The 16496-nt window shown below is 76.2% G+C and carries 11 protein-coding genes and 2 pseudogenes; 5 read left to right on the top strand and 8 right to left on the bottom strand.

What is annotated here, in order from left to right; genetic code table 11:
• Positions 1–205 precede the first annotated feature (205 nt).
• Positions 206–5199 (top strand): annotated as a pseudogene (locus BJF88_RS15875) (DEAD/DEAH box helicase); the annotation flags it as partial.
• 65 nt (positions 5200–5264) lie between these two features.
• Positions 5265–6098, top strand: a complete 834-nt coding sequence (locus BJF88_RS15880; protein WP_075829499.1) for a DNA-formamidopyrimidine glycosylase family protein — start codon at positions 5265–5267, stop codon at positions 6096–6098.
• A 6-nt stretch (positions 6099–6104) separates the two neighbouring features.
• On the opposite strand, the gene BJF88_RS15885 is transcribed toward BJF88_RS15880, so the two are convergent.
• The 4 genes and pseudogenes from BJF88_RS15885 to BJF88_RS15900 form a co-directional block, all read right to left on the bottom strand.
• Positions 6105–6446 (bottom strand): helix-turn-helix domain-containing protein, encoded by a 342-nt coding sequence (locus tag BJF88_RS15885; RefSeq protein WP_075829500.1) that lies wholly within the window; start codon positions 6444–6446, stop codon positions 6105–6107.
• A 364-nt stretch (positions 6447–6810) separates the two neighbouring features.
• The gene (locus BJF88_RS15890; protein ID WP_075829501.1) at positions 6811–7323 is read right to left on the bottom strand and encodes a CinA family protein; all 513 of its coding nucleotides are present in this window, start codon (positions 7321–7323) and stop codon (positions 6811–6813) included.
• A complete protein-coding gene (gene pgsA, locus BJF88_RS15895; protein WP_075829502.1) occupies positions 7320–7934 on the bottom strand; it encodes a CDP-diacylglycerol--glycerol-3-phosphate 3-phosphatidyltransferase in 615 nt (204 codons plus the stop codon). The genes BJF88_RS15890 and pgsA overlap by 4 nt, the downstream gene beginning before the upstream one ends.
• 81 nt (positions 7935–8015) lie before the next feature.
• Positions 8016–10878, bottom strand: a pseudogene (locus BJF88_RS15900) (DNA translocase FtsK 4TM domain-containing protein).
• Positions 10879–11002: 124 nt separating this feature from the next.
• Between BJF88_RS15900 and BJF88_RS15905 the strand changes: the two are divergent.
• Positions 11003–11878 (top strand): MBL fold metallo-hydrolase, encoded by an 876-nt coding sequence (locus tag BJF88_RS15905; RefSeq protein WP_075829546.1) that lies wholly within the window; start codon positions 11003–11005, stop codon positions 11876–11878.
• On the opposite strand, the gene BJF88_RS23870 is transcribed toward BJF88_RS15905, so the two are convergent.
• On the bottom strand, positions 11847–12005 hold the full coding sequence (locus tag BJF88_RS23870; RefSeq protein ID WP_369824644.1) for a hypothetical protein: 159 nt from the start codon (positions 12003–12005) through the stop codon (positions 11847–11849). The two genes, BJF88_RS15905 and BJF88_RS23870, sit on opposite strands and share 32 nt — an antisense overlap.
• 92 nt (positions 12006–12097) lie before the next feature.
• Between BJF88_RS23870 and BJF88_RS23875 the strand changes: the two genes are divergently transcribed.
• Both BJF88_RS23875 and BJF88_RS15915 read left to right on the top strand, forming a co-directional pair.
• Complete coding sequence (locus tag BJF88_RS23875) at positions 12098–12286, top strand: hypothetical protein (RefSeq protein ID WP_369824645.1); 189 nt, start codon at positions 12098–12100, stop codon at positions 12284–12286.
• 72 nt (positions 12287–12358) lie between these two features.
• Complete coding sequence (locus BJF88_RS15915; protein ID WP_075829503.1) at positions 12359–12952, top strand: TetR/AcrR family transcriptional regulator; 594 nt, start codon at positions 12359–12361, stop codon at positions 12950–12952.
• On the opposite strand, the gene BJF88_RS15920 is transcribed toward BJF88_RS15915, so the two are convergent.
• The 3 genes from BJF88_RS15920 to dapA are packed head-to-tail and all read right to left on the bottom strand — an operon-like array spanning position 12933 to position 16401.
• Positions 12933–13721: a DUF4328 domain-containing protein gene (locus tag BJF88_RS15920; protein ID WP_075829504.1), complete on the bottom strand. Its 789-nt coding sequence runs from the start codon at positions 13719–13721 to the stop codon at positions 12933–12935. The genes BJF88_RS15915 and BJF88_RS15920 overlap by 20 nt on opposite strands.
• Before the next feature lie 8 nt (positions 13722–13729).
• Positions 13730–15415, bottom strand: a complete 1686-nt coding sequence (locus BJF88_RS15925; protein ID WP_075829505.1) for a ribonuclease J — start codon at positions 15413–15415, stop codon at positions 13730–13732.
• A gap of 50 nt (positions 15416–15465) precedes the next feature.
• Complete coding sequence (gene dapA, locus BJF88_RS15930; protein WP_075829506.1) at positions 15466–16401, bottom strand: 4-hydroxy-tetrahydrodipicolinate synthase; 936 nt, start codon at positions 16399–16401, stop codon at positions 15466–15468.
• Between the last annotated feature and the right edge of the window lie 95 nt (positions 16402–16496).

Below are 16496 nucleotides of genomic sequence, written 5' to 3' on the forward strand. Positions count from 1 at the left end.
CGCCGGCGCACGGCGCACGCGCCCGCCGGTCCGGACCCCGCCACCGAGGTGCCCGGGCGGGTGTGGGCGGCCGCGGCGAGAATGGCCCGGTGACGCCCGCCCCGCCCGCCTCCTCTCCCGGGAGCCCCGCCGCCGGCTCCCCCGGCACCTCGCCCGGTGCCGCGGGGACCGACCCGCTCGCGCGCTTCGCCGCGCCCACGCGCGCGTGGTTCGCGGGCGCGTTCGACGCGCCGACGGCGGCGCAGGCCGGTGCGTGGGAGGCGGTGTCCGGGGACCGGCACGCGCTCGTCGTGGCACCGACCGGGTCGGGCAAGACGCTCGCCGCGTTCCTGTGGTCGCTCGACCGCATCATGACGACCCCCGTCCCCGAGCGCGAGCAGCGCCTGCGCGTCGTGTACGTCTCGCCGCTCAAGGCCCTCGCGGCGGACGTCGAGCGCAACCTGCGCTCGCCGCTCGCCGGGATCCGCCAGGCCGCGGCCCGGCTCGGGGGCGAGGTGCCCGACGTCGTCGTGGGCACGCGCACGGGCGACACGCCGACGTCCGAGCGGCGCCGGCTCGCCACGCACCCGCCGGACATCCTCATCACGACGCCGGAGTCGCTCTTCCTCGTGCTCACGTCGCAGGCGCGCGCAGGCCTCGCCGGCGTCGAGACGGTCGTCGTCGACGAGATCCACGCGGTCGCGGGCACGAAGCGCGGCGCGCACCTCGCGGTGTCCCTCGAGCGGCTGGACGCGCTGCTGGAGGCGAACGAGCGCCCGCCCGCGCAGCGCGTCGGGCTGTCGGCGACCGTCCGTCCCGTCGAGGCGGTCGCGTCCTTCCTCGGCGGGAACCGCCCGGCGTCGGAGGGCGGGCGCGAGTCGTCGTCGTGCAGCCGCCCGCCGCGAAGCGCATCGAGGTCGACGTGGTCGTGCCCGTGCCCGACCTCGCCGACCTGTCCGCCCCGGCGCGGGGCGCGCAGCCGCACGACGGAGCGGCGACCGGCGAGGCAACCGGCGAGGCAACCGGCGAGGCAACCGGCCCGGGGACGGGCGCGGCCGCCCTCTCCGGCACCGCGCCGACGGGCCCGGACGGGCTGCCGGGACTCGTCCCGCTGCCCCCGGGCGAGCGGGACCTGTCCGGTCCGGCGACGTCCCGGCCGACCGGGTCGGACCTCGCCCGGCCCGCACGCCCGTCGGTGTGGCCGCACGTCGAGGAGCGCGTCGTGGACCTGGTGTCGGGGCACCGCTCGACGCTCGTGTTCACGAACTCGCGGCGCGGCGCCGAGCGGCTGACGGCGCGCATGAACGAGCTGTGGGCCGAGCGGCAGGGCGAGGACGTGCTCGACCCCGGGACGGTCACCGCCGCCAGGTGCAGGCGCAGTCGGGCGCGAGCTCCGGGGTGGAGCCCGTCATCGCGCGCGCCCACCACGGGTCGATGAGCCGCGCCGAGCGCACCCGCACCGAGACGGAGCTCAAGGACGGGCGCCTGCCCGCGGTGGTCGCGACGTCGAGCCTCGAGCTCGGCATCGACATGGGCGCCGTCGACCTCGTCGTCCAGGTCGGCGCCCCGCCGTCGGTCGCCTCCGGTCTGCAGCGCATCGGCCGCGCCGGGCACCAGGTCGGCGCGGTCTCGCGGGGCGTGGTGTTCCCGACGCACCGGGGCGACCTCGTGCCGTCGGCCGTGGTGGCGGAGCGCATGCGCACCGGGGGCATCGAGGAGCTGCACGTGCTGTCCAACCCGCTCGACGTGCTCGCGCAGCAGGTCGTGGCGATGGTCGCGGTGGACCCGTGGACGGTGGACGAGCTCGCGGCGGTGGTGCGCCGCAGCGCGCCGTACGCGCACCTCGGGGACGCGTCGCTGCACGCGGTCCTCGACATGCTCGCGGGCCGCTACCCGAGCGAGGACTTCGGCGAGCTGCGCGCGCGCGTCGTGTGGGACCGCGCGTCGGGCCGGCTCACGGGCCGCCCCGGCGCGCTGCGCCTGGCGGCCACGAGCGGCGGCACCATCCCTGACCGCGGGCTCTACGGGGTCTTCCTCGCCACCGACGCCGCGGCCACGGCCACGGCCACGGGGGACGGTGCGGACGGCGGCGGCGACGGGACCGCGCGCGAGCGCGCATCGCGCGGTGGCAAGCGGGTCGGCGAGCTCGACGAGGAGATGGTCTACGAGTCGCGCGTGGGCGACACGTTCACGCTCGGGTCGAGCACGTGGCGGATCGAGGACATCACGCCCGACCGCGTGCTCGTCACGCCCGCACCGGGCATCCCGGGCCGGCTCCCGTTCTGGAAGGGCGACTCCCCCGGCCGGCCGGCCGAGCTGGGCCGGGTGCTCGGGGCGTGGGTGCGCGAGACGGACGCGCTCGTCGCGCGGGACGGCGACGCCGCGCGCGAGAGGCTCGCGCAGGCGGGGCTCGACGCGTGGGCGGCGGACAACCTCGTCGCCTACCTCGACGAGCAGCGCGCGGCGACCGGTCGCGTGCCCGACGACCGGACGGTCGTGGTCGAACGGTTCCGCGACGAGCTCGGCGACTGGCGCGTCGTCGTGCACTCGCCGTACGGGGCGAAGGTGCACGCGCCGTGGGCGCTGGTGCTCGCGGCGCGCCTGCGCGAGCGGTACGGCGTCGACGCGGCGGCCATGCACGCCGACGACGGGATCGTCCTGCGGCTGCCGGACACGGGTGACTCGTGGCTCGACGCGGCGGGCGCGGACACCGACGACGGCCCTCGCGCCGGCCGCGACGTCCCGGTGCCGGTCGAGGACCTCCTCGTCGACGCCGACGAGGTGCTCGACGCGGTGCGCACCGAGCTGGGCGGGTCGGTGATGTTCGCGTCCCGCTTCCGCGAGGCCGCCGCCCGTGCGCTCCTGCTGCCCCGCCGCCGGCCCGACCGCCGCCAGCCGCTGTGGCAGCAGCGCCAGCGCTCGGCCCAGCTGCTGTCGGTCGCGTCGCAGTACCCCGAGTTCCCGATCGTGCTCGAGGCCGCGCGCGAGTGCCTGCAGGACGACTTCGACGTCGAGGCGCTCGCCGCGCTCATGCGCGACCTCGAGCACGGGCGCGTCCGCCTCGTCGAGGTGACGACGCCCACGCCGTCGCCGTTCGCGCAGTCCCTGCTGTTCGGGTACACCGCGCAGTTCCTGTACGACGGCGACGCCCCGCTGGCCGAGCGCCGCGCGGCGGCGCTCTCCCTCGACCCCACGCTGCTCGCCGAGCTGCTCGGTGGTGACGGGGTGACCGCACAGCTCGCCGACCTGCTCGACCCGGCCGCGATCGAGCGCACGGAGGCCGAGCTCGGGGCGCTCGTCACGGAGCGTCAGGCCCGGCACGCGGAGGACCTGTGGGACGTCCTGCGCCGGCTCGGCCCGCTCACCGAGGACGAGCTCGCGGCCCGCACCCGCACCGACGTGCGCCCGGCGGTCGGCGAGTGGCTGCGCGAGCTCGAGGCCGCGCGCCGCGTGATCGCCGTGCGTCTGGCCGGCGTGCCCGACGAGCGCGCACGGCAGTGGGCGGTCGTCGAGGACGCGGGCCGGCTGCGCGACGCGCTCGGCGTCGCCCTGCCCGTCGGCATCCCCGAGGTGTTCACCGAGCCCGTGCCCGACCCGCTCGGCGACCTGGTGCGCCGGCACGCCCGCACCCGCGGCCCGTTCACCGCACCCGACCTCGCGGCGCGCCTCGGGCTCGGCGTCGCGGTGGTCGTGCACGCGCTCGAGCGTCTCGAGGCCGCGCGCCTCGTGGTGCGCGGCCGGCTGCGCCCCGAGGCGATCGGCGGGACGGGCGACGACTGGTGCGACGCGAGGTGCTGCGCGTGCTCCGGCGCCGGTCGCTCGCGGCGCTGCGCGCCGAGGTCGAACCGGTGCGTCGGAGACGCTCGGCGTGTTCCTGCCGCGGTGGCAGCGCTGGGCGGGCTGCGCGGCACGGACGGTGTGCTGCGCGTCGTCGAGCAGCTCTCCGGTGCAGCCGTGCCCGCGTCAGCCCTCGAGACGCTGGTGCTCCCGGCCCGCGTCACCGACTACACGCCGACGATGCTCGACGAGCTGACCACGGCGGGCGAGGTCGTGTGGTGCGGGCACTCCGCGCTCCCCGGTTCGGGCGGTGGCGACGGGCTCGTCAGCCTCCACCTGGCCGAGTGGGCACCGCTGACGCTGCCCGACGAGGCGCCGGCGCCCGAGGAGGAGCTGCCGCTGGCCCTCCTCGACCTCCTGCGCGGCTCCGGCGGCTACTTCCTGTCGGCGCTGGCCGAGCGCGCCGGCGCGGAGATCGGGCCGACGCTCGACGCCCTGTGGGAGCTCGTGTGGTCGGGCCACGTCACGAACGACGGCCTCGGCGCGCTGCGGTCCCGTCTCGGCGCCGCGGGCGGCGCGCACCGCGCCCCGCGCTCCCCCGCGCGGGCGCGACCGATGGCGCGCTCGCGCTTCGCCGGCCTGCGCCCCCCGGCCACCGCGGACACGACGCTGCGCGGGGGCGGCGGGCGGTGGTCGGCGCTGCCCGCGCGCGAGCCCGACCCGACGCGCCGCGCCCACGCCCTCGCGCGCGTGCTGCTGGACCGGCACGGCGTGCTCACGCGCGCCGTCGCCCCGGCGGAGGGCGTCGCGGGCTCCTTCCGCAACGTGTACCGCGTGCTCACGGAGCTCGAGGCGACGGGCGCCGCGCGCCGCGGGTACTTCGTCGAGCACCTCGGCGGGTCGCAGTTCGCGCTGCCCGGTGCCGTCGACCAGCTCCGCACGGACGGGCAGGACCGCGAGCGCGCGCTCGACGCCGGACCCGGCGCCACCGCGCGCACCGGGACCCGCCCGGGCACGCTCGTGCTCGCCGCGACCGACCCCGCGAACCCCTACGGCGCCGCGCTCGCCTGGCCCGCCCGGACCGCCGGGGGGACGACGACGGGCGCGGCGCCCGCGACCGGCGAGGAGGGCACGCGCGGACACCGGCCGGGACGCAAGGCCGGTGCGGTCGTCGTGCTCAGCGAGGGAGACCTCGCGCTGTACGTCGAGCGCGGCGGCCGCTCCGTGCTGTCCTTCGTCGACGGTCCACGGCTCGTCGAGGCGTGCGCCGCGCTCGCCGACGCGGTCCGTGCCGGGCGGCTGGGCAAGGTCGTCGTCCAGCGCATCGACGGCGTCGACGCGCTCGCCGGGGCGGGCACCGCCAGCACCCCGGCGGACGAGACGGCGCGCGCCCTGCTCGACGCGGGCTTCCGCGCGACGCCGCGCGGGCTGCGCGCCGCATGAGGACGACCCACCCCGGACGTGCCCGGACGTGCCCCACGTGCCCGCACGAGCGAGGGCGGTGAGCCGTGCCCGAGGGTGACGTGGTCCGGCTGACGGCGGCCCGGCTGGACGAGGCGCTGGCCGGGCGCGAGCTCGTGCGCTCCGAGCTGCGATGGCCCTCCGCGGCCGAGACGGACCTCGTGGGGCGGACGGTGCTCGCGAACGTGCCCTACGGCAAGCACCTGTTCACGCGGCTGGACGACGGCTGGTCCCTGCACACGCACCTGCGCATGGAGGGCGAGTGGCACGTCGCCCGCACCGGCACGGCCTCCGCCCGGGGCGCCGGCCCGACGGTGCGGGTCGTGCTGGCGAACGCCTGGTGGACGGCGGTCGGCGTGCGCATCGGCATGCTGCACGTCCTGCGCACGGTCGACGAGCACCGCCTCGTCGGTCACCTCGGTCCCGACGTCCTCGGCGACGCCTTCCTCGAGACGGGCCTGACCGACGCCGTCGAGCGGCTGCGCGCGGACGACGCCGCGGGCGGCCTCGGGCCGCGGCACAAGCCCGAGCGCGTCGCGACGGGCGTGCCCGTCGCCGAGGCCCTGCTCGACCAGCGCACCGTCGCGGGGCTGGGCACGATCTGGACGGCGGAGTCCCTGCACGCCCGCGGCGTGTGGCCCTGGACCCCGGTGCGCGACGTCCCGGACCTCCCCGGCATCCTCGTCGCCGCCCGCGAGCTCATGGCCCGCACCGTGCGCCACGGCTTCGACCCGCGGGCCGGCTACGAACGGCGCGTCCACGGACGCGCAGGACGGGCGTGCCGCACGTGCAGCACGCCCGTCGAGGTCGGTTCGGCGAACGACCCGCCGTACGACCGTCCGATCTTCTGGTGCCCCGGGTGCCAGCGGCCGCCCGGGTGAGGACCGTCAGCCGACCGGCTGCAGGTCCTCGCGGCGCGTCGTCCCCTCGGGGTTCTGGCGCCCGAGCACGGCCGTCGCGAAGTCCGCGGGGATCGTGTCCGGGATGAGCAGGCCCTCGGCGACGGCGACGCGGTCGCTGACCTCGCGCAGGACGAGCGACAGCGGGATGTCGAGCGCCTCGCAGATGGACCCGAGGAGCTCGGACGACGCTTCCTTCTGGCCACGCTCGACCTCGCTCAGGTACCCGAGCGAGACCCGCGCGGCGGAGGACACCTCTCGCAGGGTGCGCCCCTGACGCTGACGAGCGTCTCGCAGCACGTCCCCGATCTCACGTCGAAGAACAATCATCTGGCGACCCCCTTCCGTGTCCTGTGCGCTGGCGGGAGCCTGCCGGGCTACCACCGGGGTGCGCAAACTCTTCGAACTCTTCGTGCTGGTACTGCTCCGTCCCCCGACGGCGGGGGTCGTCCTACCGTACCCCGCCGCCGGCCCGCTCGGGTCCCCGGGGCGGCGCCCGGGGCGTGCCTGCGGAGCGACGTCGAGGCGGCCGGCCGGCCGTGCGGCGGTCCTGTTGGCGATCACGTGCTGTCCAACGCGCCGTCGGAGGGCGTTGTTCCCGCGTCGGACGCCCGCGCGCCACGCGCCCGACATCCATCGGGCCTCCACGGTACGGACGCGCCGGCGTCACGCACGGCCTGCGCGAGGCCGTGGCTCAGCCGCTCGGCGCCGCACGCGGGAGCACGTCGGCGCCCTCGTCGTCGTCCTCCACGAGCCGCAGGGCGAGCACCAGCGCGGCGTGCGCGCTCGCGCGGCGCACGGCGTCCCGCCCGCCGTCCAGGTGCAGCGTCCGACCCGCCGTGCCCTCGGGCGTGCGGACCGCGACGTGCACGAGCCCGGGCGGGTGCCCGTCCTGGGGGTCCGGGCCCGCGACGCCCGTCGTCGCGACGCCGACGTCGGCCCGCAGCGCGCGCACGACGCCCGCGGCCATCTGCGCCGCGACGTCCGGGTCCACCGCGCCGCGCTGCACGAGCAGACCGGGGTCGACACCGAGCACGGACGCCTTCACGTCCGACGCGTACGCGACCACTCCCCCGCGCAGGACGCGCGAGGCGCCGGGGACGTCGACGAGCGCCGCCGCGACGAGCCCGCCCGTCAGCGACTCGGCCACCCCCACCGTCCACCCGCGACGCACCAGTGCGTCGACGAGGCGCGCGGCCGTGGTCACGGCGCGTGCGACTCGCCCGCGGTGACCCGCTCGGCCCGCAGTGCGCGCTGGCGCAGCCGCCAGCCCTGGTACGCGTACTCCAGCCCCGTGACCACCGTGACGACGACCGCCGCCGCGAGCACGACCCAGGCGACGACGCCGAGCCAGTCGGGCAGCTCCGACAGCGGCAGCAGGAAGAGCGTGATCGCGACCGACTGGAGCACCGTCTTCAGCTTGCCCCCGCGCGAGGCGGGCATCACCGCGTACTTGAGCACCGCGAGACGCATGAGGGTGATGCCGAGCTCGCGCGCGAGGATGACGACCGGGACCCACCACGGCAGCTCGCCGAGCGGCCACGCGAGGAGCACGAGCGCGGTGCCGACGAGCAGCTTGTCGGCGATCGGGTCGAGCAGCTTGCCCAGGTCGGTGACGAGGTCGTAGCGCCGTGCCAGGTAGCCGTCGAGCCGGTCCGACATCGCGGCGACCGCGAACAGTCCCGTCGCGACGAGACGCCACGTGACCGACTCCCCGCCGTCGACGAGGAGCGCCCACGCGAAGAACGGGACGAGGAGGATCCGCACCATGGTGACGACGTTCGCGGAGTTCCACGGGGAGGGGACGGCGGTGACCACGTCTCCAGCCTAGAGGGTGACCCGGCGTGCGCCCGTCGTCGCGCGCCGCGTCATCCTGCCCGGAGTGCGTCCGGTCCGCCGTCAGCGCCAGCCGGACTCGACGTCCGCGCCGTCGTGGTACTCCTGCGCGACCGGGGGCATGTGCCCGTCCGTGCCCTCGCCGTAGTCGTGACCACCGCCCGCCGGCGGGGTGCTCGCCGACGACTGCTCCGCCTGCCCGTCGAAGACCTCCTGGGCGGGCTCCCCGCGGATGAGCGCGAGCGCGGCCGGCAGCTCCTCGGGCGTCACGAGCACCTCGCGCGCCTTGGAACCCTCGGACGGTCCGACGATCTCGCGCGACTCCAGCAGGTCCATGAGTCGGCCGCCTTGGCGAAGCCGACGCGCAGCTTGCGCTGGAGCATCGAGGTGGAGCCGAACTGCGACGTCACGACCAGCTCCGCGGCCTGCAGCAGCAGGTCGAGGTCGTCGCCGATGTCCTCGTCGATCTGCTTCTTCGCCGCGGTCTGCGTGACGTCCTCGCGGTACACGGGCTTGAGCTGCGACTTCACGTGCTCGACGACGGAGTGGACCTCCGACTCCGAGACCCAGGCCCCCTGGACGCGCATCGGCTTGGCCGCGCCCATCGGCAGGAACAGCGCGTCGCCCTGGCCGATGAGCTTCTCGGCGCCGGGCTGGTCCAGCACGACGCGCGAGTCGGCGAGCGACGACGTGGCGAACGCCAGGCGGGACGGCACGTTCGCCTTGATGAGACCGGTGACGACGTCGACGGACGGTCGCTGCGTCGCCAGCACGAGGTGGATCCCGGCGGCGCGCGCGAGCTGGGTGATGCGCTGGATCGACGCCTCGACGTCGCGGGGGGCGACCATCATGAGGTCGGCGAGCTCGTCGACGACCACGAGCAGGTACGGGTACGTCGCGATCTTGCGCTCGGAGCCCGGCAGCGGCTTGACCTTGCCGGAGCGCACCGCGGCGTTGAAGTCGTCGATGTGCTTGAAGCCGAAGCGGCGAGGTCGTCGTAGCGCGCGTCCATCTCGCGCACGACCCACTCGAGCGCCTCGGCCGCCTTCTTCGGGTTGGTGATGATGGGGGTGATGAGGTGCGGGATGCCCTCGTAGATCGTCAGCTCGACGCGCTTGGGGTCGACGAGGACGAGGCGCACCTGCTCCGGCGTGGAACGCATGAGGATCGACGTGATCATCGAGTTGATGAAGCTCGACTTGCCGGCGCCGGTGGCCCCCGCGACGAGGATGTGGGGCATCTTCGCGAGGTTCGCGACGACGTAGCCGCCCTCGACGTCCTTGCCGACGCCCATGACCATGGGGTGCTCGGTGCGGCGCGCGGCCGAGGACCGCAGCACGTCCCCGAGCACGACCGTCTCGCGGTCGGTGTTCGGGATCTCGATGCCGATCGCGGACTTCCCCGGGATCGGCGCGAGGATGCGGACGTCCGCGCTCGCGACGGCGTAGGCGATGTTGTTCGACAGCGACGTGATGCGCTCGACCTTGACCTTGGGCCCGACCTCGACCTCGTACCGCGTGACCGTGGGGCCGCGCGTGAATCCCGTGACCTTGGCGTCGATCTCGAACTGCTCGAACGTCTGCGTGAGGGCGTCGACGACCCGGTCGTTCGCTGCGGAGCGCACCTTGTGCGGTGCGCCCTTGACCAGCGAGTCCTCGTTCGGCAGGAGGTAGACGGTGTCGCCCTCGAGCATGGGCTGCACACCGCGCGGCACGGGCGTGTTCGGCGGCGGGGGCACCGGCGCGGCCCCGTCGTCCGGCGCGGGCGCGACGGCGCCGAGCCCGGCGGCCGCCGTGTCCTGCGCGGCGCCCTGACCGAGCGCGGGGACCGCCTCGGTCGGCCCGGTGGCGGGCGAGCCGGTGGGAGCCCAGTCGGGCTGGGCGGCGGGCGCGTCGCCGGACCGGCGGCCGCGCTGCCGGCGCGGTGCGGACTCCTCGCGGTCGAGGAACGCGGCGGTCTCGAACGCCTCGTCGCCGGCGAAACCGCCCTCGGGCTTCTCGAGCTCGGCCGCCTCCGCGGCACGCTGCGCCTTCGTCCGACGGGGCTTGCGCCCACGGCGCCGACCGCCGGGCTCCTCGTCCGTGCCGTCGTGGCGCGAGACGCCCTCGGCGAGCGCGAGCCCGTCGGCGTCCTCCGCGTCCGCACCGCCGGTGCGGTGGTTGCCGGTGAGCGTGTCGTACACGGCCTGGAGCCGGCTCGGGATGCGGTGCACGGGCGTGGCCGTCACGACGAGCAGGCCGAAGAAGCCGAGCAGCAGGAAGATCGGCACGGCGAACCAGACGGTGAGGCCGGTCGCGACGGGTGTCGCGGCGAGGTACCCGACGATCCCGCCCGCGTCCTGGACGGCGGCGAAGCCGTCGCGCGGGGCGGGCAGGTCCTCCGCCAGGTGGACGAGCGAGCAGACGGAGACGACGACGAGCGTGAGCCCGATGGCGACGCGCGAGTTCGCCTGCGCGCGCTCCGGGTGGCGCATGATGCGCACCGCGAGCCAGAGCAGCAGCACGGGCACCGCGACACCGGCGAGGCCGAACGTGCCCGCGACGACGCCGTGCACGGCCCGCCCGAACGCGCCGGAGATGCCCCACCACTCGCGGGCCGCGACGACGACCGCGAGGGCGAGCAGGAGGAACGCGACGCCGTCGCGCCGATGTGCGGGGTCCAGGTCCTTCGCTCCCTTGCCGATCGTCCGGGTCAGCGCCCCAACGCCGTGCGCCGCGCCGAGCCACACGCCGCGCAGCGCGCGGATAGGCCACGGCGGCCGGGCCGGGGGCCGGCCGGCCGGCGCACGCCTCGCGCCGGACGCCGGACGGCCGCCGCCGGAGCGCGACGAGCCGCGGGCCGCGGTCGCACCGCCGCGCGCCGTGCGGGGCGCTGCCGTGCGGTTGCTCGCGGTCCGACGTGCCTGCGGGGGCGTGCGGGTCGCCATAGTGGTCCTAACCTACCCGGGACGGACGGCGCGGGCGCGGAGCCGAGGTCGCGTGTCCGGCCCGGCGGCGGGACCGGCGGGCGCGGCCCGGCGGGGACCGGACGAGACGCACGGGAGGGACGACGTGGACCGCGAGGACCGTGCGCCGGCGGGCGCCGCGGAGAGCCCCGGCGGGCGCGAGCTCGTCGAGGTCGCCCCGGGCGTGCACGTCGCGACCGCGGGGCTGTGGGCGACGACGTCGACGGTCGTCGTCGGCCCCGACGGCACCGCGCTGGTCGTCGATCCCGGCGTGAGCGTCGCCGAGCTCGCCGCCCTCGCCGCGACCGTGCGCGCCCGGGGCTGGCGCGTGACCGCCGGGTTCTCCACGCACCCGCACTGGGACCACGTGCTGTGGCACCCGGCGCTCGGGCACGTCCCGCGCTGGGCGACCGCACGGGCGGCGGTCGCGGCCGCCCACGACCGCGACGCGGCCCGCGCCGCGGCCGAGGCCGACGCGCCGGGGCACGACCCCGCGCTCGTCGGTGCGCTCGACCCGCTCCCCGCGGGGGCGACGTCCCTCCCCTGGCCCGAGCGACCGGACGCGAACGGGCCCGACCGTCCGCGCGTCGTCGCGCACGACGCCCACGCGCGGGGTCACGCCGCGCTCGTCGTGCGCGGCGCGGTGATCGCCGGCGACATGCTCTCCGACGTCGAGGTGCCGCTCGTCGACGTGGCGTCGTCGGACCCCCTGGGCACCTACCGCGCCGCGCTCGACCTGATCGAGGACGCGGCGCGCGGCGCCCACGTCCTGGTGCCGGGGCACGGCAGCCCCGCGCGCGGCGAGGGCGCGCTCGCCGCACGGCTCGCCGCGGACCGGGCCTACCTCGACGCGCTCGAGCACGCCGTCGCAGGCCCGGGCCGCGAGGTCGCCGACGACCGGCTGCACGGGTACGTCGCCGACTGGCACGCCGAGCAGCTCGACGCGCTCCTCAGCCGGCAAGCAGGCCCACGGCGAGGGTGACGACCGCGGCGGCGAGGACGACCGCCCCGGCGGGCAGCAGGACCACCGCGCCGTTCGGCGACTCGCGGCCGGTGCCGGTCGCGGACAGGAAGAACCCCGCGGGCATGAGGATCGCGGCGACGAGCACGCCCGTGGCGGCGAGCCAGCGCCAGAACCCGGTGAGCGCGGTCGCTCGGCGAGGAGCAGGCAGAGCAGGCCGAGGATCACGAGGACGCCGGCGTGGGCGTGACCGGCGCGGAAGAACGCCGTCTGGAACGGTGTCGCGGCGACGCGCCCCGTGACCACCTTGAGGAGGAAGGCGCCGCCCGACTCGATGCCGACGACGGTGAGCAGGACGACCCCCGCCGTGACGCGGGCGGCGTCGGTGAGCTCGAGCACGGTGACCTCCAGCACTCCGGGACCGGATGACGGGAGCACGATTGCGAACACCGTTATAGAACAGCGTTACGGTGTCCGCGTCAAGGCCGTAGACTTCCCGCCATGGCCCGACCCCGCGTGCACGACGCCGCCCTGCGCGGGCGGCTCCTCGACGTCGCGTCGCGCACCATCTCCGAGCACGGCGAGTCCGCGGTCACCGTCCGGTCCGTCGCCGCGGACGCCGGCACGAGCGCGTCGGCGGTGTACGCGCTGTTCGGCAGTCGCGACGAGCTCGTCGCGGCGGTCTCCGCGGAAGGCTTCCGGCGGTTCGCCGGCCACCTCGACGCGGTCGCGCGCACCACCGACCCCGCCGCCGACCTCGCCGCGCTGGCGCGCGCGTACCGCGACTTCGCGCTCGCCGACCCGCACTTCTACGCGGTGATGTTCGGTCGTGGCGTGCGCCCGGCGGCCGACGCGCCGGACTCCGTCGAGCAGGCGACGTTCGTCACGCTGCGCGACGCCGTCCGGCGGCTCGCCCCCGAGGCTCCCCTCGACACCGCGCGGGACGTCGCGCTCGGCCTCTGGGGCCTCGTGCACGGGCTCGTGTCGCTCGAGCTCGCCGGGCTCGTGCCCGGCGACGACGGCGCCCGGGCCGCGCGCTACGCGGCCGCGACGGGCGCCGTCGGCCGTGGGCTCGTCACCACGACGCAGGGCTGAGGGCGGCGCGCTGACCCGCGGTGATCTCGCGGACGGTCCTCACCCAGAGCACGACGGCGACGACCGCACCCGCGGTGCCGAGCGTCTCGACCACGGGCAGCGTGGAGAAGACGTCGCCCGAACGGCTCGACGCGCTCGCCGACACCTGGGCGGTGACGTTCGTCGCGACGAGGTAGACGAGCCACCCCGCCCACCACCAGCCCAGGCCCGCGCGCGGGACGGTCGTCGTCGCGCCGCGCACGTCGCGCACCACCTGGTAGGGGAACCAGTACGCCACCACCGGGACTAACCAGCCGAGCCAGACCCACACCCTGCTGCGCGCGTGGTGCCACCCGGGTGCCACGGTCTCGGCGATGCGGCGGCTCGTCCACAGCCAGACGCACGTGACGACGGCCGCGGCGAGCTGGAGCGGCAGGAGGAGCAGCGCGACCGTGTCGTAGGCCGTGAACACCTCCACGCTCGGGACGCCGAGCCGCGCCGCCCGCGCGTACTCGTCCGCCGCGCCGAACGAGGTCAGCCACGAGAGCACCTGCACGACCGTCACGGCGACGGTGAGGACGACCGTCGCCGTCGCGAGCCCGGACGGCACCCGCAGGGACGGCCCGGGACCGCCCCACGGTGCGCCCGGGTTCGCGTACCCGGTGGGCAGCGGGGCGTACCGCCCGTACGCGGGCGGCGGCGGGGCGTGCTGGCCGTACGCGGGCGGCGGCGGGCCCGTCGGGACCTGCTGGTGCGGAGGGTGGGCCTGGGAAGGGTCGTGCTGCGACACCGCGGGCCCTACGCCTCGACGACCACGGGGACGATCATCGGACGGCGGCGCAGGCGGTTCGACACCCACCGCCCGATCACACGGCGCATGACCTGCTGGAGCTGGTGCGTGTCGGTCGCGCCTCCCGCGATCGCCTCCTCGAGCGCCCGCACGACGTCGGGGCGGATGTCCTCGAACACCGCGTCGTCCTCGGCGAAGCCCCGCGCGAGGATCTGCGGGCCCGCGAGCACCTTGCCGGTCGCGGAGTCCACGACGGCGAACACCGAGACGAACCCCTCCTCGCCGAGGATGCGCCGGTCCTTGAGCTCCGCGTCGGTGATCTCGCCGACGCTCGAGCCGTCGACGTAGACGTAGCCGCACGGGACCGCGCCCACGACCGACGCCCGGCCGTCGACGAGGTCGACGACGACGCCGTCCTCGGCCAGCACGACGCGGTCGGCCGGGACCCCGGTGCGCACCGCGAGCGCCCCGTTGGCGACGAGGTGACGCACCTCGCCGTGCACCGGCATGACGTTCCTCGGCCGCAGGACGTTGTAGCAGTAGAGCAGCTCACCGGCGCTCGCGTGCCCGGAGACGTGCACCTTGGCGTTGCCGCCGTGCACGACGCGCGCGCCGAGGCGCGTCAGGCCGTTGATGATGCGGAAGACGGCGTTCTCGTTGCCGGGGATGAGGGAGGACGCGAGGATCACGGTGTCGCCGTGCCCGACCTGCACCTGGTGGGCACCGTTCGCCATGCGCGACAGCGCGGCCATGGGCTCGCCCTGCGAGCCGGTGCACATGAGCACGATCTCGTCGTCGCGCAGCGAGTCGACCTTCTTGAGGTCGATGAGCACGCCGGGGGGCACGTCGAGGTAGCCGAGCTCGGCGGCGATCGACATGTTGCGGACCATCGAGCGGCCCACGAGCGCGACGCGGCGGCCGTGGTGGTGCGCGGCGTTGAGCACCTGCTGCACGCGGTGCACGTGCGAGGAGAACGACGCCACGATGATGCGCTTCTCGGACGCGGCGAACACGTTGTCGAGCACCGGGCCGATCTCGACCTCGGGCGTGACGAACCCGGGGACCTCGGCGTTCGTCGAGTCGACCATGAACAGGTCGACGCCGCGCTCGCCGAGCCGGGCGAACGCGCGCAGGTCGGTGATGCGCCCGTCGAGCGGGAGCTGGTCCATCTTGAAGTCGCCCGTGTGCAGCACCGTGCCGGCGCCCGTCGTCACCGCGACGGCGAGCGCGTCGGGGATCGAGTGGTTGACGGCGACGAACTCGCACCCGAACACCCCGAGCTGCTCGACCTGGCCCTCCTTGACCGCGAGCGTGACGGGCGAGATGCGGTGCTCCTTGAGCTTCGCCTCGACGAACGCGAGCGTGAGCTGCGAGCCGACGAGCGGGATGTCGCGGCGCAGGCGCAGCAGGTAGGGCACGGCGCCGATGTGGTCCTCGTGGCCGTGGGTGAGCACGATCGCCTCGATGTCGTCGAGGCGGTCCCGGATGTAGTCGAAGTCCGGCAGGATGAGGTCGACGCCGGGCTGGTCGTCCTCGGGGAAGAGCACCCCGCAGTCGATGACGAGCAGGCGGCCGTCGTACTCCAGCACGGCCATGTTGCGCCCGACCTCGCCGAGCCCGCCGAGGGCCACGACGCGCAGCCCTCCGGCGGGGAGGGCGGGGGGCAGGGAGAGTTCGGGGTGGGGGTGGCTCACGGGGCCTCCTGTCGTGGCTGAGCCGGTGGGACGGTGTCGTGGGGGCGCCGCTACGGCGCCGGGGTCGCGGGGGTCGCGGCGACGGGCAGGAGCCCGGCGGCGGCGAGCGCGTCGCGCACCAGGGCGGACTCCTCCTCGCTCGCCGCGACGTTGGGCAGGCGCAGGTGGCGGTTGTCGGTGACGCCGAGGACCTCGACGACGGCCTTGGCCATGACGGCCTGGAAGCCCCCGCCGTTGACCGCGTCGATCACGGGCGTCGTGGTGAGGAAGGTCTCCAGCGCGCCCGCGTGGTCGCCCGCGTCGAAGCGGCGCACGACCTCGGCGAACCGCCCGCCGACCGCGTGCGCGGCCACCGAGACGATGCCGGCGCCGCCGTGCGCGAGGAACGGCAGCAGCAGCCCGTCGTCCCCGCTGTAGAACGCGAGCCCGGTGGACGCGGCGAGCTTGGCGGCGGCGTAGACGTCGCCGGTCGCGTCCTTCGTCGCGACGACGCGCTCGTGCGCCGCCACGCGCCCGTACGTCGCGGCGCTGATCCGCACGCCGGTGCGGGCCGGGACGTCGTAGAGCATCACCGGCAGCGGCGTCGCGTCCGCGACCGCGGCGACGTGCCGGTACAGGCCGTCCTGGCTCGGCCGCGAGTAGTAGGGCGACACGACGAGCAGCCCGTCCGCGCCCGCCTCCGCCGCCTGGACCGCCATGCGGATCGCGTGCTCGGTGTCGTTCGACCCCGCGCCGGCCAGGACGGCCGCGCGGTCGCCGACGGCGTCGACGACCGCGCGCACGAGCTCGGCCTTCTCGGGCGCGTGCGTCGTCGGCGACTCGCCCGTCGTGCCGCTGAGCACGAGGCCGTCGTTGCCGTCGTCGACGAGCCGTGTCGCCAGCCGCGCCGCCGCCGCGAGGTCCACCGTGCCGTCGGGCCTCATGGGCGTGACCATGGCGGTGAGGACGGCGCCGAAGGGCCGCGCAGGCGTGGCGGGAAGGACCATGTGCACAAACTACCGTGCCGCCGGTCCGCCCCCGACGGCTGCGCGGGCAGGCCGGCGGGCGCCCGGCCCGCGTGCGACCGCTCGCCGGGCAGGGC

This window comes from Cellulosimicrobium sp. CUA-896 (assembly GCF_001942335.1).
Classification (GTDB): domain Bacteria; phylum Actinomycetota; class Actinomycetes; order Actinomycetales; family Cellulomonadaceae; genus Cellulosimicrobium.